We start from the raw sequence: 19105 nt of genomic DNA on the forward strand, positions 1-19105 counted from the left end.
GCAAAGGATGATCAATGGACGCACGAGTATGGGGAATAGTCGTTGATTCCTTCACCAAGCTGCTGATTCCCGGCATCACCGTGACCATTCCGCTCACGTTGATATCGTTCGCCATCGGATTGCTTCTGGCGATTCTCGTGGCGCTGGTCCGCGTGGCCAAAGTGCCGGTGGCATCGCAGATCGCATGGGTCTATGTCTGGGTGTTCCGAGGCACGCCGTTGCTGGTGCAGCTGTTCGTGATCTTCTTCGGCCTGCCGTCCGTGGGCATCACGATTCCCGCACTGCCGTCCGCAGTGATTGCATTCTCGCTGAACGTGGGTGCGTATGCGTCCGAGACCTTGCGCGGCGCGATTCTCGCCGTGCCCAAGGGGCAGCTTGAGGCCGGTCTGGCCGCCAATATGCCGTATGTGACCATCATGCGGCGCATCATCCTGCCGCAGGCGTTCCGTTCGGCGTTCCCGGCATTGTTCAATTCGTTCATCGCGTTGGTGAAGGACACCTCATTGGCCGCGAACATCACTGTGGTGGAGATGTTTATGTCCGCCCAGCGCGTAGTGGCGATCTATTACGAGCCGCTGGCGCTGTACATTGAGGTGGGTCTCATCTACCTGCTGTTCTGCACCGTGCTGACATGGTTGCAGAACTACTGCGAGAAGAAGCTCAACGAACACTTCTGATATATCATCGGATACCGTTCACGACGATTACGAAACAAAGGAGAAGCTCAAATGGCCATTGACGTCTATGGGGCAAGCTGGTGCGGCGACTGCCATCGCGCAAAGCAGGCTCTGAACGATTTCGGAGCGCCGTTCAACTGGCATGACATCGAAACCGAGGAGGGTGCCAAGGATCGTGCCGTGGCCATCAGCGGCCAGCAGCACATTCCCGTCGTCGTCTATTCCGACGGCGCGTTCCAGGTGGAGCCTTCCGCTCTGGACATCAAGCACAAGCTCGAGGAGCTTGGCGAACTCAAGTGATTCGGCGTTCGCCGGATCGCGGCCGCTGCACTTCGGCTCCCCTGAAACAGGGGAGCCGAACGCATAGATGGGCATCATGCCCAAGGCAGGCGGTTGCAGGCAATCGATCAACCCACAGGGTCATGACTGGATAGAGGGTACCCATGGCCGACAACACATTGCAGCAGGAACTGGAAACCTATTACCGCTGGTTCCACCAACATCCCGAACCTTCATACGGGGAAGTCGAAACCACCACGCGCATCGCGGCCATTCTCGCCGATCACGGCATCGAGATTCTCGATACCGGCCTGAAGACCGGTCTGGTCGCAAAGGTCACAGGACAGGGGCGGCAAGCGGGTACCGGCCATGTGGTGGCGGTGCGCGGAGACATCGACGCGCTGCCGATCGTGGAAAACACCGGTCTGCCGTATGCCTCGCTCAACAAGGGGTATCTGCATGGATGCGGCCATGACTACAATCTCACGGTCGCCTTGGGGGCGGCGCTGCTGCTCAACGCGCGTCGGGAGGAATTCGCCGGCGAAGTCAAGGTCATCTTCCAGCCGGCCGAGGAGGTGGGAGCCACCAAGGAAACCCCTACCGGTGCGGTGACCGTGCTCAACACCGGTGCTCTGGATGACGTGGAGGCGTATTTCGGCACCCATGACACGAACATCGGAGAGCCTGGCGAGGTGCTCATCTCCGCCGGTCCCGACAGTGGTGCGGTCGACAAGTTCCGCATCACCATCCATGGCAAAGGCACGCATGCGGCACGGCCCAACGGCGGAGCCAGTCCCATCCGCGTGGCCGCCGCGCTGATCGAGGGCATCCAATCCATCGCCGGACAGGACGTCAACCCGATTCATCCGAGAGTCGTCACCGTCACCAACGTCGAAGCGGGAAACACGTGGAACGTGGTGCCGGACACCGCGTTCCTGCAAGGAACGGCGCGCACGTCATATCCAGAGGACCGCACGGTCATCCATGACCGCCTGCAGGCCTTGGTGCAGGGCATATCGGCGGCTTATGGCGTCACCGGCGATTTCACATGGGAATTCGGCGCGCCATCGGTGATTAACGACGCCGAATGGGCGGCATTGGCCACCGATACCGCCACAGAGCTCGGCCTGACCGTCAAACCATCCAAGCCCACGCTTGGCGGCGAGGACTTCTCCTACTATCAGGCCCAGGCGCCCGGCGTGTTCATCCACTTGGGCGTCGGCAACGCCGACCGTCCTATGCACGGCCCGACGTTCTATGCGAAGACCGATGCCATCGCAGCCGGCGCCGATCTGCTGGCCACTGTGGCCGAACGTGCGCTGCAACGGCTGGGCGGCGACAACTGACGGCCGGCGATTGAGGGATCGAGCGCCGTTGCTGCCGTAAGGATGGCGGTCACGCGGCCGGTCATGCGAAGTGCCCTTCACCATATATAGGTGAAGGGCACTTCGCATGTTTTGAGCGGCATATAGATAACGCATATAGGCACGAGGGTGTGCGAACTGCCGGAATACTGTACGGTTGTCGCTAACGGCGGACGCATGGGGATGCGTAGGGCCGGGGCCGGATGGCCTGAACCATCGCAATATCAGGGGGAATTATCTTATGGGGGACAATCGTATCTCGAGGCGGGCAGGCGTTGGCCGATCCAAAGCCGCACGAACCAAAGCTGTGGCGCTGGCGGTCGCAGGACTGCTGGTCTTCTCCGGCTGTGGTAGCGCCGCAAACGCGGCGACGAATGGCGCCGAGGAGACGGCCGGCGATCCGGTCTCGGGTGGCACTTTGCGCATCGCCGAACCGACTGAGATCCTTAACTGCATCGACCCGTTCCAGACATCATGGACCGCATCACGTACGCTGGTGCGCCAGTTCGCGGAATCCCTGACCGATCAGGATCCGAAGACCGGCGAGATCAAGCCGTGGCTCGCCACCGACTGGACGCTCAGCGAGGATGGCAAGACCTATACGTTCAATCTCAAGCACGACGTGACCTTCTCCAACGGGGAGACATTCAACGCAGGCGCCGTGGTGAAGAACTTCGAAACCGATCTGCAAGGCGTCAAGGAAGGCTGGGGCACCGCCGGCGGCAACTACATCCAAGGCCTCGAATCCGTGAACAAGGTGGATGACGACACTGTAGAGTTCCATTTCTCCAAGTTCAATGCCGCGTTCCTGCAGGCCACGGCCACCACCACGTTGGCGATCATCGCGCCTGCCTCGCTCGATCAGACTCCGCAGCAGCGCTGCCACGGCGAGAACCTGTATGGCACCGGTCCGTTCGTGCTGGAGCAGTGGGACATCACCAGCAAGACCACGTTCACCAAGCGCAAGGGGTACACGACACCCTCACCGTTCGAAAAGAGGCAGAAGGGCGACGCCTACCTCGACCGTATCGAAGTCTCATATATTCCCGAAACTTCCGTACGCACCGGAAACTTCGTCGGCGGACAGACCGACCTGATCCTCGCCTCGTCGGCGGTGCCGATCCTCGAGAACGACGCAAACCAGATCAAGGCGGCCGGCGGGCGCATCGAAACCCGGGCCTTCCCGGGCACCTCATACGACATCTATCCGAACACGCGCACCGAGGGACGTCCGCTGACGGACATCAACGTGCGCAAGGCGGTGTCACTGGCGATCGACCGCACCTCGTATGCGCAGACGATCTTCCGCAAGGACTACCCACTGGTGCAAGGCGTGCTCGGCGCCACGACACCGAGCTTCCAAGCCACGCCCGAAGCGGTGAAGTACGATCCGGAGCAGGCCGGCAAACTGCTGGACAAGGCCGGCTGGAAGCTCAAGGATGACGGCTACCGGTACAAGGACGGCAAGAAGCTGACCTTGATATGGCTGGACTACAACAAGAACGCCGGCCAGGATCTTCTGGTCGACCAGTTCCGCCAAGTCGGCATCGACCTGCAGATCGAAATCGGCACCTATGCGGATTCGGTGAACAAGGAGAAGACCAACGATTACGACCTGTCGATGCTCTGGACCTACACGCGAAGCGACCCTTCGGCCATCGGCAATCTGATTGATATCCGCAGCGAGAAGGGCAACCGCGGCGGATGGAACATCGCCGATGACGAGCAGCGTGCCAAACTCAACGAACTGTTCGATGCCGGCATCGCCGAACGCGACACCGCGAAACGCACCAAGATCTATCAGGAACTGCAGCAGTATCTCGCCGACCAGTACCTCCAGATTCCGTTCTACGAGCGCACCGGCGACCTCGCCCTCGCCAAGAACGTGCACGGCGTGCGCTACACCGCCGAGTCCTTCATCTCCCTGTACGACACCTGGCTGAGCTAGTACCCTGCATCAGAATTCGTTGATTTATTGACGGCTCCCCTTGTCGGGGGGCTGTCCCGCGAAGCGGGACTGAAGGGCAGTGAATTCGTCAACGAACTTCTGGCGAAAGATATTGGCCGGCATACCGCATATAACACCCGGATTGGAACAATATGAAAGATCAACTTCTCTATATCGCCGGCAGGGTGGTGCAGGCGGTGGTGGTGCTGTGGGCCTCCTATACGGTGACCTTCATCATCCTGAACCTCCTGCCAGCAAACCCCATCGACCTGATCCTGCACGCCAGAGGCATCCCCGACGGTACCATCAGCGGACCCGAGCTGGAAGCGGTCAAACATCAGTACGGCCTGGACCAGACACCATTGCAGCAGTACTTCACCATGCTGGTCAACGCCTTGCACGGCGATTTCGGCACCTCATACATGCAGGGGCTTCCGGTCAGCCAGCTCATCGCCCAGCGTCTGTCAAACACGCTGGTCATCAGCGGACTGTCCATCGTGGTGTCGTTCATTGGTGCGTTCCTGCTGGCCTTCTTCGCCGCGTACACCAGGCATGACTGGATCCGCAACCTCATCAACATGCTGCCCACGCTCGGCGTGTCCGTGCCATCGTTCTGGATCGGTCTGCTGCTCATGCAGGTGTTCAGCTTCGGACTCGGACTGCTGCCGGCAGTGGGAACCGAAGGCTGGCAGACCCTGATATTGCCGACTATCACCATGTCCATCCCCATGATGGCGTTGCTTTCCCGACTGCTCATCACCGGCTTCGAGGAAGTGCTGCATGAGGAGTTCATCACCACTGCGAAAGCGCATGGTCTGAACTACCGCACCATCATCGTCACCCATGTGCTGCGCAACGGCGCATTGCCCGCGTTCACCATGCTCGGTCTGGTCGTCGGGCATACGGTGACCGGCGCGATCGTCGCCGAAACCGTGTTCTCCCGCCAAGGCGTGGGCATGCTGGTGCAGCAGTCCGTGGAAAACCAGGACATCCCGGTGGTGCAAGGCGTGGTCTTGCTCGCGGCCGCAGCGTTCGTCGTCATCAATCTCATCGTGGATCTGATCTACCCCGTGCTCGATCCGCGCATTTCGCACATTCGCAAAGGAGGGGCACAATGAGCATCAGCATCACGGAGGCGCCGGTATTGGGCGTCGCCATACCGCAGCCCAGACACCATGTGGCCAATCGCATCACCGGCTTCATCACCAAACGGTTCTTCGTCGTATTGTCGTCGGTCTTCCTGGCCTTCGTCATCGTCTCGTCGGCTTTCCCCCAGTTGTTCACGCGGATAGATCCGTATAAGACCAATCCCGCGGACAAGCTGCTCGCGCCTTCGGCCGAGCATTGGTTCGGCACCGATCAGGTGGGGCGTGACCTGTTCACCCGCGTGCTCTACGGCGGCAGGGCCACCATCCTGGCGAGTCTCGTATCGCTGTCCATCGCATTCTTCGGCGGCCTTCTGCTGGGCGTCATCGCCGGCTATTTCGGCGGAGTGCTAGACGCCCTCTTCATGCGCGGGGTGGATGTGCTGCTGTCCATTCCTGGATTGCTGCTGGCCATCACCATCGTCACCGCCATCGGGTTCGGCACCACTCCGGTCGCCATAGCCATTGGCATCGGCATCCTGCCCGGATTCGCGCGCACCACACGGTCCCAGGTGCTCAAAGTGCGGGAACGGTCGTATATCGAAGCGGCGAAAGTCAACGGAGTGCCGGTGGCCTCCATTGTGTTCAGGCATGTGATCCCCAATGCCATCGGACCGGTGTCCGTGCTGGCGTTGCTTGAATTCGGCAGCGTGATCATGGCGGTCGCCACGTTGAGCTTCCTTGGATTCGGTGCGAGACCGCCGGCTGCGGAATGGGGTTCGCTCATCAACGACGGCCGCAGCTATCTCGTCACCAGCCCGTGGGTGCCGCTGCTGCCCGGCCTGACCGTGGTGCTCACGGTGCTGTCCATCACCGTCATCGCACAATCATTGAAGAAGAAAGGCAACCTATGAGCGAGGCAACAACAGGCGAACTGGTCGGCGAGATCTCACACCTGAGCGTCACCTACCATGCGCATGGGCGAGCCCATACGGCCGTGGATGACATCTCATTGCAGCTGAAGGCAGGCCGCACGCTGGCCATCGTGGGCGAATCGGGGTCCGGGAAATCCACAGTGGTCAAAGCATTGCTGGGCATCCTTCCTGCGAGCGCGGAAGTGACCGGATCCCTCAACCTTCTCGGGCATGCGCTCGAGCATGCCGGGCCGAAGGAATGGGCCCAGGTGCGTGGCCGCATCGTTGGATTCGTACCGCAGGACCCCCAGAGCAACCTCGATCCGACCATGCGTATCGGCGAGCAGGTCGCACAGATCGTCCGTCTGCACCATAGCGGCCTCGACAGGAAAGCGCAGCAGGCTCGTGTCCTTGACCTGTTGGAGGAGGTGGGCATCGATGAACCCGCCTTGCGCGCACGCCAGTACCCCTATGAGCTGTCCGGCGGATTGAAGCAGCGTGTGCTGATCGCGCAGGCATTGGCCAGCGATCCCGAGGTGATCGTGGCCGACGAGCCCACCAGTGCGCTTGACGTCACCGTGCAGAAGAAGATCCTCGACGTCCTCGAGACATTGGGCAAGGCGCGCAACATCGCCACCCTGATGGTGACCCATGATCTGGCTGTGGTGTCGGACCGGGCCGATGACGTGCTGGTTATGCACAACGGCGAGCTCGTGGAAACCGGCGAAACCGGACATGTGCTTGGGAATCCGGGGAGAACCTACACCAAGGCGTTGCTCGCTGCATCGCCGTCATTCCGCAGTGAGGACGTCCCGACGAAAACCGGCCGTGAGCATCTGACCGACGGAGCCGCACCGGAACCTGAGGCTGCGGTCCGATGGAAGGACGTCACCAAGACTTACCGCACCGGGTATACGCCGGCGGGGGTGTTCAAGGCGGTCGATGGCGTTACGCTCACTGCCCGCAAAGGTGAGACCCTGGCGATCGTCGGCGAATCCGGATCCGGAAAGACCACGCTGCTGCGACTGGCTTTGGCTCTCACCTCGCCCACCAACGGTTCTGTGGAAGTCAACGGAAACGACCTTTCCACGCTGCGTGGAGCAAGGTTGCGCAACGCGAGAAGGGATTTCCAGCTCGTACAGCAGAATCCCTTCGATTCGCTCGACCCGAAATACTCCATCGCCGATTGCATCAGCGAGCCGTTGAAGGCCTTCCATGTGGGAGATGGCCGTTCGCGCGCCAACCGAGTGCGTGAACTGCTGGACCTGGTCGCACTGCCGCAATCCGTGCTGACCGCGAAACCCACGGAGCTTTCCGGCGGTCAATGCCAGCGCGTGGCCATCGCCCGCGCCCTCGCCGTCGAACCCAAGGTGCTGTTCCTCGATGAGCCGGTGTCCGCGCTGGATGTCATCGTCCAGGCGCAGATCGTCGATCTGCTCGCGACGCTGCAACAGGATCTGAAACTCACCTATGTGTTCGTCTCCCATGATCTGGCGGTGGTGTCCAATATCGCCGACCGTATCGCCGTCATCGGCAAAGGCCATCTCGTCGAGGAGGGTGCGGCGTCTCACGTGCTGCATCATCCCACGGCGGACTATACGCGCAAACTGCTGGCCGCGATACCGGGCGGGCGGCTCGGGCGCTGATTATCGCGGATTCCAGGCGTGGAATCCGGGTGTGGATTCCAGTGTGCTCGGTAACGGCGTGGGAAACGGCGAGGCGGACCGGAAAGGGCGGTCGCCTCGACTCGGACCAGATCGATTCCATCGGGCATCGTGCCTTCATTATGGATGTATTGGGGAACATCATGACGAATATCCAAGAGCAAGTGATTCAGGCAGCGGAGACTGCCGATCTCCTGGCATTCGATTCGAAAAGAGTCGTGGAGCTTCTGGCTGAAATACTGCCGGAGGGGCAATTGGTCGTCGATCCCGCGCGGATTGACGCCATCCAGCGGCGTTCTCGGCAGGATGGCGTGGGGGAAATCTACGCCGTCGCGCTGCCGGACAGCGTCGAAGGTGTCAGCGCCGTGCTCCGCTTGGCATCATCGCTTGGCGTGCCGGTGTATACCAGGGGCGAGGGCTCCGGTATCGGCGGCCTGTCCACGCCATCACAGCCGGGTATCCTGCTGCTGACCGCCAATCTCAAGCGCATTGTGGACTTTGATGCGGTCAGCCGCACCATAACCGTTCAGGCTGGAGTGGTCACGGCGGACATCAACCGGTATCTGGAGGGGAGCGGACTGTTCTATGCACCGGATCCCGCCAGCGCCGGTTTCTCCAGCATCGGCGGCAACATCGCTACGAACGCAGGGGGATTCCACTGCGTCAAATACGGCACCACCCGCCAGTCGCTGCTGTCATTGAAGGTGGTGCTGGCGGACGGTTCCGTCATCGACACCGGGCATGGCGTGGCGAAGAATGTGGCCGGGCTGGACCTGACTTCGCTGTTCACCGGCTCGGAAGGCCTGTTGGGCGTCGTGGTCGAGGCCACTCTCAAGCTTCTCCCCAAGCCGATTTCGACGTCGGCGGTAATCGCGTTCCTCGATGATCTGTCCGAAGTGGGCGAAGCGGTCGACGCGGTGCAGGGCGTCGCCGTGCAGGTGTCCACGTTTGACCTGATGGGCGTGCCGTACATACAGACGTATCCGGATGCCTACATCCCCGCCGTGGGTGATGCGCAATGGATGCTGGTCGTCGAAACCGATGGGCTGGCGAGCGCGCAGGAACGCGATCTGGTGTGCGAAGCGTTGCGCGGCACGGGTGCCAGCGTCATCTCCCCAAGCGAGGATGAGGTCGCCTCATTCTTGGAACTGCGCACCAGCGGACGGGCCATCCCGCCCTCTGATCATCCACGTTGGCTGGTGGAGGTGGATGCCGCGGTTCCCCTTTCGGTTGCCGCCAGGTATCTGCGGGACATCGAATCGGAGGCCGTGAACCATCAGTCGCAGGGTGTGGGGTTCTCGCTGGCGGCGCATATCGGCGACGGCAACGTTCACGCCGTGTTCCTTGCGAGACGGAGGGAAGGGGAGAGTGAGCCCCCGGCGGTGCTGTCCGAAATACGCCGTCGGCTGCTGATCCGTGCGCTCGAACTTGGTGGCACCATCACGGGCGAGCATGGCATAGGCCTGGGGCTGAAGGACTATCTTCCCCTACAGCTGGGCGCGCGCAATCTGGAACTGCAGCGGGCCATCAAGCACACGCTCGATCCCCAAGGCATTCTCAACCCGGGGAAGTGGCTATGAGCGTGTATGCAGCATATTCGCATATCGCCAACAATCTGGGCGCGCCGCCGTTCCTTCCGCTGAATCGGGACCACGTGGGTGATACGCCTCTGGTCAATCTGACCGGAGGCGTGCCTGCAACCGACATACTGCCCTATGAGTCGTATAGTCAAGCAGTCGGGCGGGTGCTGGGCAATCCCGCCACCGCGTTCTCCTCGGTGTCGTATGTCTCGCCGTTCGGCATCCAGGAGCTACGCGAACATGTGGCGCATTGGCGAGGGGTTCCGGTGGAGAATGTATTGGTCACCAATGGCGCGATGAACGGCATATTCCTCGCAGCGCAGACACTGATCGACCCCGGGGACACCGTGTTGGTGGAGAGTCCTACTTTTCCGTTCGCGCTCAACATCTTCCGCAGGGCCGGGGCGCGTCTGGAAAGCATCGCACTGCATGCGGGCGGCATCGATCTGGACGAGCTTGAGCAGCGGTTGCGCGAAGGCAGACGGTACAAACTGTTCTACACGATTCCCGATTTCCAGAACCCTGCCGGGACCCTCACCTCAGCCGAGCACAAGGGCAGACTGCTTGCGCTCGCCGATCGATACGGATTCGCGGTGATCGCGGACAATCCATACCGAGAGTTGTGGTTCGACCATGAGCCGGACGGTTTCCCGGATGACTACCGCCACGCGGAACGGTATTCGCCGCTCTACGAAATCGGCACGTTCTCGAAGACGCTGGGGCCTGGATGGCGTGTAGGGTGGACGATCGCCTCAAGCGACGCGGTACGGCGAATGAGTGTCATCCGCGCCTGCGTGGACGGCAACAGCACGGCACTCGGACAGTATGCCATCTCCAGTCTGCTGCAGGAGCCGTATTGGTTTGATCGATTGCTTGAGACTGAACGTGCTCTCTACCGTGGCCGTGCACAGGCATTGGTTTCGGCGTTGCGAACCGGATTCGGCGATGCCGTTGCGTTCGACGAACCTCGAGGCGGGTTCTTCCTCTGGCTGGGATTGCCTCAAGGCATACGGATTGATGATCCGCATGTGCAAGACGCTCTGGCGCGCCAGAATGTGCTGGTGACCCGAGGCGATTCGTTCGCTCCGGAACAACCGGGCCGGGACCCTGCGCATCGCGATTATGCGGACCATGTGCGGATCGGATTCTCCGCGCTGCCCGAACGGGATCTGCGCGAGGGTGCGGACCGTTTGGTTGCGGCATTGATTGGTCTGGCGTAGCTGTTTCCCGGCGGTTTCGCGAGGGGCTTCACGTGTGTGAAGCCCCTCGTTGTGTTTGCTGCCAGGCGACTGCTGCGCATGACATATGCTGGCTGGCTGCCGGCATTCGGCAGTGTAACAGAGCATAAGTTTTTCATATGGCGTCGTGGTGTTTTCCTGGTGAAGTATGGCGTAGAGTACAAACCATCAGAAGTTGGGGCTTCTGATTCTCTCAACAATCATCCGGCATCTCCATGAAGAGCATTGCCAAACGAGAAGGGGAACTCATTCCATGAGCACATACCAGCAGATCGAGGAGCTTGGCGACGACCAGTTCGTCCAAGAGTGGCGCCAGTGGCACCAGGACAAGGACGAACGGTTCGCCTCGGAATACGGTTTTCTGTCCATCACCAGCCTCAATTGGCTGAAGGACGGCAATACCATCGAAGTCTCGGACTTCCCGGGGTCATGGTCACAGGCCGGTGACACGGTCACCTACACGCCAGCCGCAGGCAAAGTCGTCACCGTCAACAACCTTCCGTTGGGCGGTCCTCGCGGGTTCATCACGGAACCTGCCGAGGACGCGAATGTGGTTGTCGTGGTCTACCGCGACGTGCATGCCGAACTCATCAAGCGACTCGGTGGCCCAAACCAATACGCCGTGCGCGTGCGCAACCCGCAGGCGGCCAAGCGCGTGAACTTCAAGGGCACTCCGGCCTTCGAGCCAAGCAAACGCTGGGTGGTTCCCGCAACCTACAAGCCATACACCGAAGTCAGCGATGTGACCGTGGACGCCTCGCTCGACTACCTCAACCATGTGGAGCAGGCCATCGGCGAGTTGGAATTCGAACTTGAGGGCAAGCCGCAGCGGCTCGTCGTGTTCCAAGGTCATGGGGATGGCCAGGGACTCGTACTGTTCCGCGACGGAACCTCCGGCAAGGAAAGCTATGGCGGCGCCAGGGTGCTGACGTTTGACGTGAGCGAACCGGAGAGCATTGACCATATCGACTTCAACCGCGCCACCAACCTGCCATGCGCCTACAGCGAATACGCCACCTGCCCGCTGGCTCCGGCATCGAACAGGCTCGACGTGGCGGTGACCGCGGGGGAGAAGCTGCCGGCGTAGCACGATTTCTAAACGGAATCCGCATCGTTTGCCAAAACTGAACTTACACAACGATCACAATCTTGGGGGAAGATTCATGACCGAACAACAACATAACGAACCGCAACACAGCGAACCGGCACTGACCATCGCGAATCTCAGGCCCACCTATGACGGCAAGCCGTTCCCGGGCAGCGAACTGCCCACCATCGAACAGGCGGTAGCGGAAGCGCAGCAGTACGTGGACCGCTCATGGAAGGAGGACGGCAGCTTCGTCACCTGGCCGGAACACGAGGAATGGGGAGCCAATTACGGCCCGCTTTCCCTGTACACCGGCGCAGCGGGCGTCGCCTGGTTCCAACTGGCGAAGCTGAACAGCGAACTCGCCGAAGACGGCGATCTCGACCGACTGAACAAGGCGCTCTCGTATCTGGAGACGCATTGGAGCATCCTGACCGAGCCCGACCATGAATTCATCTCGGTCGACCCGGACACCGGATACTGCGGCGGGCTTGCAGGCATCGCCGCAGTGGTGGCTGAAGCGGCGGCCCGTTACGAACGTTGGCGTCTGTTGGCGGTGAACATCGCCGACGCGCTCGCTGAACGGTATCGTCCCGGTGAAGGATGGACCGGCCTGTCGCCGCTCTGGGGCGATGCCGGAATCCTCAACGCGCTGCTTGCCATCGGCAAAGCGCTCGGCGAACAGCGTTACACCGATGTCGCCGTTCAGGCGGGCGAGGACCTGCTCGCCAAGGAGATCCGTGACGACGACGGTTCGCATTGGCCATACATGCATCTGCATGACATGAGCGAGCGATACGCCTCATTCCCGGATAAGGCCATGATCGACGGATTCCTCGAAGGCGGCGACGGCATCGCCCTGGCGTTCTCGAACCTTGCGCTGGCCACCGGCCGCGATGATTTCAAAGAAGCCGCGTTGCGTGCATTGGACACCGTCAAGACCAAGGCCATCGTGGTGGGGGACAGTGCCATCTCACGCAACCTCAACGAATCCGGTCAGGCGCGTTTCGGCCTGTGCTCCGGCTCCTCCGGATACATCCGCATCTACACGGCGGTGGCCCGCATCAGCGATGACCCCGCAGACACAATCGGCTGGGCACGTCGATTCGGACGCGGACTCATCCGCAGCGGTGTTCCCGGTCGTCTCGCCCAGGACAACTACTGGCTGCTGTCCCAATGCTGCGGCGGTGCCGCGGTATTGGAGGCGTTCACCGCATTGTGGTTGGAAACCGGCGAAGAGCTGTGGTTCCAAGCCGCAAGCGCACAGGCCGACGATCTGCTGATCCGCTCCTGGTCCGACAAGCTCGGACGCCGCTGGTACACGGAATCCTACGCGCTGCGCGATGTGGGACGTCTGAAGGCGGAAGTCGGCTATCAGGTCGGTGCTGCAGGCGTGGCCTTGAGCCTGATTCACTTCCATCAGGCCAAGCGCAGCCATGACGACGGCGTGCACTTCTCCACGCCGCGTCTGCCCGACGAGCCATACGTCACCAATGACGACGGCTTCCCGTTCGCCGGCGTGTGACCGCCAGTACCACGCGACAATCCGAATCATCATCCATCGCCGTAATCCAGCGGCATCCATCACTGCAACCGCAGTCCTGCACAGTCAGGCGCCGTCATTTCTCGACGGGCGCATCATCGACATCATCGATACATACTCATTCGCAAAGGAACCATCATGTCCAACAATCCCGCAGACCAGCAGTACACCACCCGAATCGCCGACCTTCCCGGCACTGAAGTCGTCTTCGGTGTCGGAGCCGAGGAGAAGCTGCCATACCTGCTGAAGAAGAACCATGTGAAGTCACTGCTGTTCGTATACAGCGGCGACTACGTCAACGAGCTCGGCATCCGGCAGAAGGTGCTCGACACCGCCAAGGAACTGGGAATCAGCGTCATCGAAAACGGCGAAGTGCAGGTCAACCCCCGGCTGGAGCTGGTGCACACGCTCATCGAACAGGCACGCGAACATGACGTGGACTTCGTCATCGCCGCAGGCGGCGGCAGCGCATTCGACACCGGCAAGGCCGTGGCCCTCGGCAAGAACTATGACGGCGACGTCTGGGATTTCTACACCCATAAGCGTACGGAGCCGGAACACCAGGTGCTCGGAGTCGGCACCATCTCCACCATCCCCGGCACCAGCTCCGAAGTCTCCTTCGCTTCGGTGATCACCAACGGTCACATCAAGGGCGGGGCCGCTCCCATCGCCATCAAGCCGACCTTCACCATCATCAACCCCGAATACTCGCGCACCGCGCCATACCGGTACCTTGCGGCGGCCACCGTCGACATGATCGTGCACAACCTCGAGAAGTACTTCACGCCGAATGCGCCGCTCGCGCTCGTCGACCAGCTTGAGGAGAACGTGTTCCGAGCCGAATACGACGCGGCCATCCGGTTCGCCAAGAATCCGGAAAGCCTGCAGGCGCGTACCGATCTGCACTGGCTGTCCGCATACGTCAACCCGCAGCTGCGCTCGGCCGATGCCACCGGCCCGCGGTACTCCATCCATGAAGGCGTGATCCACGCCATCGAGCACGCGCTGAGCGGCGTCTACGATATCATCCACGGCGAAGGCAACGCGGCGGTGCTGATCGCGCTGGTGCGGTATGAAGCGAGCCGCAATCCCGAGAAATTCGCCAAACTCGCGGTACGAGTCTTCGGTGCCGACCCTTATCTCAATACCGAAGAAGAGAACGCGCTGCTGCTGGCGGACAAGCTCGAGGATCTCATCGTGAACCACCTGCACGTGCCGATCCGTCTGTCCGAACAGGGCGTGCCCAACGACGATTTCGAGGAGGTGCTCGACCAGATCGGCGGCGGCATCGGATATCCGCTGGGTCACTACACCAACCTGAGCCGTGAGGACGTCAAGGCGCTGCTCAAGAGCGCATACTGACAGGGGTGTCGGGCCTGCGGCGGTCGTCGCGGGCCCGGGCTGACCGTCGAAAGCCGACAACGGCAACAAGACCAAGACAGATCCAGACAACCAAGCCAACGAGGAGCGAGCATCATGGCCGCATCGCAGCTGCAGACCGAAGACGGCATCATCATCCGCGAAGCCGAGCCACATGAATATGACACGGTGGGCGAAGTGCTGTATCGCGCGTATTCCAGTGTGATCGACGTGTCCGAACGGTATGAGCGGGACATGCGTGACATCGCCGGCCATGCCAAGGCATGGCACATCTGGGTCGCCGATGACACGCGTGCACATCGTCTGCTGGGCGTGGTGCTCACCCCGTTGTCGGCATTCGGCCCTGCCGACCAGCTATGGCATTTCCATCAAGGTGAGCGCATGTTCCGTCTGCTCGCCGTCGATCCGGACGCCCGCCGGCGTGGGCTCGGACATCGGCTTGTGGATTTCGCGGTCGCGCAGATCGGCGGGCTTGGCTTCTCCACAGTGGGTATCAACTCCGGACTGAATCTCACCCAGGCCGTTCACCTGTATCTCCACTATGGTTTCGTGCGTCGTCCGGAACGGGAGCTGATGCTGTACGGGCCGGGCAGGGTGTTGGAGCTCACCTATGACATCCCGGCGGACCTGGTCCGTCATGACGCGCGCGTGGACGAGTTCGAACGACGGCGTGGGGAGCCGGCCGTCCCCGATACCGTGGGGTCCATCCCGGCGTTCCTCCGCCGTGTCGGCGGTTTCATCGAGCGAGACCGCATCGTATCCGAGCGCCAGGCCATCGATTCGTATGTTAAATCGTTGTCTATTGATTTCGATGCGGACGACCAGCCGGTGGCATTCGTCCGCGTCAAGGGGGACGAGGAGGAGCGTTTGGTCGCCGATGCCGCCAAGCGCTACGGCATCCCGGTGTTCCACTATGTCGGAGCGGGCCCGCTGGCCGGGCGGACCTTGCCGCATGAGACGGGCGTGGTGCTTCTCCGGTAGCCGGCCGACTGATAGGATGGTGACTGTCAGGTCGACGGCATAATGGTATGCCGCGCAGAAACCTTGTACGAAAGGGGGCTGTGCATGACCATCGCAGCCATGTTGGGAGGAAGCATGCTGTTGCTGCTGATTGTATTGATAGTCATCATCGCATTGCTGTTCGCCGCGATTTTCGTGGTGCCGCAGCAGCAGGCGTATATCATCGAACGATTCGGCAAATTCCAGAAGGTGCAGTTCGCCGGCATCCACATGCGCATTCCATTCGTTGACCGCATCGCCATGAAGACGAACATGCGCGTCAACCAGCTCAATGTGCAATTGGAGACCAAGACGCTCGACAACGTGTTCGTCACTGTGGTGGCCTCCACGCAGTTCCGCGTCAACCCGAATGATGTGGCCACCGCGTACTACGAGTTGCGTGATCCTGCCGGACAGCTGCGCAGCTACATGGAGGACGCGCTGCGCTCAGCCATCCCGGCGCTGAGCCTGGATGATGCGTTCGCCCGCAAGGATGATGTGGCATTCGACGTGCAGAAGACCGTGGGCAACGAGATGAGCCGCTTCGGTTTCACCGTGGTCAAGACCCTGATCACGGCGATCGACCCGAGTGCTCAGGTCAAGAACGCGATGGACTCCATCAACGCCGCGCAGCGTGAAAAGGAAGCCACCCGCCAGCGCGCCGAGGCCCAGCGCATCCAGATCGAGACCCAAGCCGCCGCCGAGGCCGAGAAGACCCGCCTGCAGGGTGAAGGTCAGGCCAACTACCGTCGTGAGATCGCCAACGGTATCGTCGACCAAATCAAGAGTCTGCAGGCAGTGGGCATGAACATCAACGACGTGAACAACGTCGTGCTGTTCAACCAATACCTCGATGTGATGCGTTCGCTGTCCGAATCCAACAACGCCAAGACCGTGGTGCTGCCCGCCTCCACGCCCGGCGGCTACCAGGATCTCTACGAGCAGGTCACCAAGGCCATGCTCACCGCCTCCGGAACCAGATAACCCGGTATGTACAGCTGATTCGCATCAGCTGTGCGATCAGGGCATCGGGCATCGCCTGTTAGGCTCCCCTTGTCAGGGGAGCTGTCGGCGCAGTCGACTGAGGGGTAGTCCCGTGCTTGTTATTGGTTCTGTGAACTTTGGCATCGCCTGTTTGGCTCCCCTTGTCAGGGGAGCTGTCGGCGCAGTCGACTGAGGGGTAGTCCGCGACTACATACCAAAGTTGGAGTGGCAGAGTCTGTGTATTCGCTGATATGCCTGTTTGCCTGACTGTCAGCCAGGTCGGTGATTGGGGTTCCGGACGGATATGTGGATGGAATTCGAGGTGTTCTCCTATTTGCCGAGGAACTCCGGAATCGTCTCGGCTGCGGCATAGCCCTTGCGGTACATCATTTCCAGACCTTCGAAGTTCTTCTTCAGCGTATTGAGGCCGTACAACTCTTCGGGGGCGAGGATGAGTACGCGTCCCTCGGCCTCGTATCGTTTGGCCAGTTCGATCTCATCGTTGTAGGTCCGGTAGCGCTCGCGAAGCCGCTCGGCCGCCGCCGGATACGTGCGCTCCAGAATGCGTGCCGGCGCCAGATCCTTGCGCTGCTGGCGCACCTCATCGCGCAGACGGGAAAGGATAAGAACCACGCGATCATAGCCATCGTCCAGTGCCTTCTGTACCGGTACCGGGTCGGCGATGCCGCCATCGAAGTATGGCACACCATCCACCACATACGGTTCGCACGCCACCGGCACCGCGGACGATGCCTTGACGACGTCGAAGTCGTCGAAGTGAATGCGTGATTTATCGAAGTACTTCGCAGAACCGTCCTCGGCATTGCATGCCACCACGGTGAATCCGGTGGGGTTCGCCTCAAAAGCCTCGAAATCCACCGGATACTCGCCGTCGTGATTGCTCAATGTGCCGTAAATGTAGTCGAGATTGGCGAAATTATGGTTCTTGAAGAAGCTCTCGGCGCTCGCGTATTCCTTGCGGAATGCGTATTTGGTATAGAACGTGTGATTGCGTCCATGCTGGCGGGCGATGAACGAGGTCATGTTCGCGGCTCCAGCCGATACGCCGTAGCACATGTCCACGTCGATGCCGTCCTCAAGCATGCGGTCCATCACGCCGCAACCGAAAATCGCGCGGAATCCGCCGCCCACGTCGATCATCGCGGTTTTCATAGCTTTATTCCTCCCCTGAAAAGCCCCTATCGATATTCATAACCAATTTCAGAGCTTACGCGGTTTTGTCGGACAATTGGATAGGCATTGAAAGGCACATTGCATGGTTATCGCTAGGCCTCCAGTCGTTTCGCCAGCCTACATCGTGCAGCGAACTCTCCACGATGTAGGGAAACCCCATCATGTAGGGAAAACCCCATGATGTAGGGAAAATCCCATGATGCAGGGATAAGAAATGGCGGAATTCCGCCATTTCTGTATTTTGCATCCCTACACGGTGGGAATTTCCCTACACGGTGGGAATTTCCCTACACGGTGGGAAACCGACTGCATTGCGAGTCAGCGGGTCAGCAAGGAGTGCGAGAGTGCGGCGATTCGTTCGGAGGGATCGGAATTGGCGAGCTTCACGCCGCCGGCCGCGCCTTCGGGGGCCAGTGCGCCCAGTGATTCCAGCACGACGCGCAGATGCCGCACCGTGCCTTCGTTGCCGTCGATGATCGCAGCGCGATCCGGCAGCAATTCACGGAAATAGTCGCGGTAGAACACGAAATGCGTGCAACCCAGCACCACCGAATCGATACGGTTCAGATCATACCGGTCGAAGTAATGGTGCAGCGTATCCATCACCAGCTGATGATTGTCCAGTTGCCCGGATTCCACGATCTCCACCAAATCGGGGCAGGGCTCCTTGAATATCTCGTTGTCCGAGTCGAAACGCTCCATCAGCTTGGCGAATTTCCGTTCGCGCAAGGTCAGTGGAGTCGCGGCGACGATCACGCGCTGGGGGATATGATGCGGATCCGAAGGCACGTCGCCTCTGTCGCAGGCCACCTTCAGTGCCGGCTCCATGCCGATGATCGGGATATCGTATTGTTCGCGCAGGTCATTCACTGCGGCGGAAGTCGCGGTATTGCAGGCGATGACCACCGCCTTGACACCCTGGACGACAAACCGCTCCATGATAGCGAAGCTCAGCGCCCTCACCTGTTCGGGTGTTTTCGTGCCATATGGCGCATTGGCGGAATCACCGAAGTACAGTACCTGTTCGTCCGGCATGTCCTTCACAATCTGACGGACGACCGAAATGCCGCCAAGCCCGGAATCGAATACGCCGATCGGCGCCGAGGAGCTCATGACACAATCCTTCCCGATGAATGGACTCGATGGGCCAAGGCATGGTGTCGCGGATT

16 protein-coding genes are annotated in these 19105 nt (G+C 60.7%); 14 read left to right on the top strand and 2 right to left on the bottom strand.

Annotation, left to right across the window (positions count from 1 at the left end; translation table 11 throughout):
• Positions 1–14 precede the first annotated feature (14 nt).
• From BW14_RS08735 to BW14_RS08800, 14 genes are all read left to right on the top strand, one after another.
• Positions 15–677 carry an amino acid ABC transporter permease gene (locus BW14_RS08735; protein WP_140490306.1) on the top strand — a complete coding sequence of 221 codons (663 nt, stop codon included), beginning with the start codon at positions 15–17 and terminating at the stop codon, positions 675–677.
• A 51-nt stretch (positions 678–728) separates the two neighbouring features.
• Positions 729–977 (top strand): mycoredoxin, encoded by a 249-nt coding sequence (locus tag BW14_RS08740; RefSeq protein WP_044090036.1) that lies wholly within the window; start codon positions 729–731, stop codon positions 975–977.
• A gap of 143 nt (positions 978–1120) precedes the next feature.
• Positions 1121–2302, top strand: coding sequence for an amidohydrolase (locus BW14_RS08745; protein ID WP_140490308.1), 1182 nt, complete (start codon positions 1121–1123; stop codon positions 2300–2302).
• Positions 2303–2561: 259 nt separating this feature from the next.
• Entirely contained in the window at positions 2562–4268 is a 1707-nt protein-coding gene (locus BW14_RS08750; RefSeq protein ID WP_140490310.1) for an ABC transporter substrate-binding protein, read from the top strand.
• Positions 4269–4420: 152 nt separating this feature from the next.
• The gene (locus BW14_RS08755) at positions 4421–5386 is read left to right on the top strand and encodes an ABC transporter permease (protein WP_140490312.1); all 966 of its coding nucleotides are present in this window, start codon (positions 4421–4423) and stop codon (positions 5384–5386) included.
• Positions 5383–6267 (top strand): ABC transporter permease, encoded by an 885-nt coding sequence (locus tag BW14_RS08760; protein WP_140490314.1) that lies wholly within the window; start codon positions 5383–5385, stop codon positions 6265–6267. Before BW14_RS08755 ends, BW14_RS08760 begins: the two co-directional genes overlap by 4 nt.
• Positions 6264–7913 carry an ABC transporter ATP-binding protein gene (locus BW14_RS08765; protein ID WP_140490316.1) on the top strand — a complete coding sequence of 550 codons (1650 nt, stop codon included), beginning with the start codon at positions 6264–6266 and terminating at the stop codon, positions 7911–7913. The genes BW14_RS08760 and BW14_RS08765 overlap by 4 nt, the downstream gene beginning before the upstream one ends.
• A gap of 161 nt (positions 7914–8074) precedes the next feature.
• Positions 8075–9511, top strand: coding sequence for an FAD-binding oxidoreductase (locus BW14_RS08770; protein WP_181162362.1), 1437 nt, complete (start codon positions 8075–8077; stop codon positions 9509–9511).
• Positions 9508–10731 (top strand): PLP-dependent aminotransferase family protein, encoded by a 1224-nt coding sequence (locus BW14_RS08775; protein WP_140490321.1) that lies wholly within the window; start codon positions 9508–9510, stop codon positions 10729–10731. The genes BW14_RS08770 and BW14_RS08775 overlap by 4 nt, the downstream gene beginning before the upstream one ends.
• Before the next feature lie 271 nt (positions 10732–11002).
• On the top strand, positions 11003–11836 hold the full coding sequence (locus tag BW14_RS08780; protein ID WP_044090030.1) for a DUF1684 domain-containing protein: 834 nt from the start codon (positions 11003–11005) through the stop codon (positions 11834–11836).
• A 76-nt stretch (positions 11837–11912) separates the two neighbouring features.
• Positions 11913–13361, top strand: a complete 1449-nt coding sequence (locus tag BW14_RS08785) for a lanthionine synthetase LanC family protein (RefSeq protein ID WP_044090029.1) — start codon at positions 11913–11915, stop codon at positions 13359–13361.
• A gap of 156 nt (positions 13362–13517) precedes the next feature.
• The gene (locus BW14_RS08790; protein ID WP_052382027.1) at positions 13518–14741 is read left to right on the top strand and encodes an iron-containing alcohol dehydrogenase; all 1224 of its coding nucleotides are present in this window, start codon (positions 13518–13520) and stop codon (positions 14739–14741) included.
• A 114-nt stretch (positions 14742–14855) separates the two neighbouring features.
• Positions 14856–15740 (top strand): GNAT family N-acetyltransferase, encoded by an 885-nt coding sequence (locus tag BW14_RS08795; protein WP_052382028.1) that lies wholly within the window; start codon positions 14856–14858, stop codon positions 15738–15740.
• A gap of 114 nt (positions 15741–15854) precedes the next feature.
• Positions 15855–16742 (top strand): SPFH domain-containing protein, encoded by an 888-nt coding sequence (locus tag BW14_RS08800; RefSeq protein WP_375138441.1) that lies wholly within the window; start codon positions 15855–15857, stop codon positions 16740–16742.
• A gap of 330 nt (positions 16743–17072) precedes the next feature.
• Here the strand turns inward: BW14_RS08800 and BW14_RS08805 are convergent, their stop codons facing one another.
• Both BW14_RS08805 and murI read right to left on the bottom strand, forming a co-directional pair.
• On the bottom strand, positions 17073–17915 hold the full coding sequence (locus tag BW14_RS08805; protein ID WP_181161785.1) for a patatin family protein: 843 nt from the start codon (positions 17913–17915) through the stop codon (positions 17073–17075).
• Between the two features lie 339 nt (positions 17916–18254).
• Positions 18255–19049 carry a glutamate racemase gene (gene murI / locus BW14_RS08810; protein WP_044090025.1) on the bottom strand — a complete coding sequence of 265 codons (795 nt, stop codon included), beginning with the start codon at positions 19047–19049 and terminating at the stop codon, positions 18255–18257.
• Between the last annotated feature and the right edge of the window lie 56 nt (positions 19050–19105).

It is taken from the genome of Bifidobacterium sp. UTBIF-68 (genome assembly GCF_006408855.1).
Lineage (GTDB): Bacteria > Actinomycetota > Actinomycetes > Actinomycetales > Bifidobacteriaceae > Bifidobacterium > Bifidobacterium reuteri.

Coding starts and splice junctions, on each gene's coding strand:
- BW14_RS08735 (WP_140490306.1), top strand. CDS start 15: ATGGACGCACGAGTATGGGGAATAGTCGTTGATTCCTTCACCAAGCTG.
- BW14_RS08740 (WP_044090036.1), top strand. CDS start 729: ATGGCCATTGACGTCTATGGGGCAAGCTGGTGCGGCGACTGCCATCGC.
- BW14_RS08745 (WP_140490308.1), top strand. CDS start 1,121: ATGGCCGACAACACATTGCAGCAGGAACTGGAAACCTATTACCGCTGG.
- BW14_RS08750 (WP_140490310.1), top strand. CDS start 2,562: ATGGGGGACAATCGTATCTCGAGGCGGGCAGGCGTTGGCCGATCCAAA.
- BW14_RS08755 (WP_140490312.1), top strand. CDS start 4,421: ATGAAAGATCAACTTCTCTATATCGCCGGCAGGGTGGTGCAGGCGGTG.
- BW14_RS08760 (WP_140490314.1), top strand. CDS start 5,383: ATGAGCATCAGCATCACGGAGGCGCCGGTATTGGGCGTCGCCATACCG.
- BW14_RS08765 (WP_140490316.1), top strand. CDS start 6,264: ATGAGCGAGGCAACAACAGGCGAACTGGTCGGCGAGATCTCACACCTG.
- BW14_RS08770 (WP_181162362.1), top strand. CDS start 8,075: ATGACGAATATCCAAGAGCAAGTGATTCAGGCAGCGGAGACTGCCGAT.
- BW14_RS08775 (WP_140490321.1), top strand. CDS start 9,508: ATGAGCGTGTATGCAGCATATTCGCATATCGCCAACAATCTGGGCGCG.
- BW14_RS08780 (WP_044090030.1), top strand. CDS start 11,003: ATGAGCACATACCAGCAGATCGAGGAGCTTGGCGACGACCAGTTCGTC.
- BW14_RS08785 (WP_044090029.1), top strand. CDS start 11,913: ATGACCGAACAACAACATAACGAACCGCAACACAGCGAACCGGCACTG.
- BW14_RS08790 (WP_052382027.1), top strand. CDS start 13,518: ATGTCCAACAATCCCGCAGACCAGCAGTACACCACCCGAATCGCCGAC.
- BW14_RS08795 (WP_052382028.1), top strand. CDS start 14,856: ATGGCCGCATCGCAGCTGCAGACCGAAGACGGCATCATCATCCGCGAA.
- BW14_RS08800 (WP_375138441.1), top strand. CDS start 15,855: ATGCTGTTGCTGCTGATTGTATTGATAGTCATCATCGCATTGCTGTTC.
- BW14_RS08805 (WP_181161785.1), bottom strand. CDS start 17,915: ATGAAAACCGCGATGATCGACGTGGGCGGCGGATTCCGCGCGATTTTC.
- murI (WP_044090025.1), bottom strand. CDS start 19,049: ATGAGCTCCTCGGCGCCGATCGGCGTATTCGATTCCGGGCTTGGCGGC.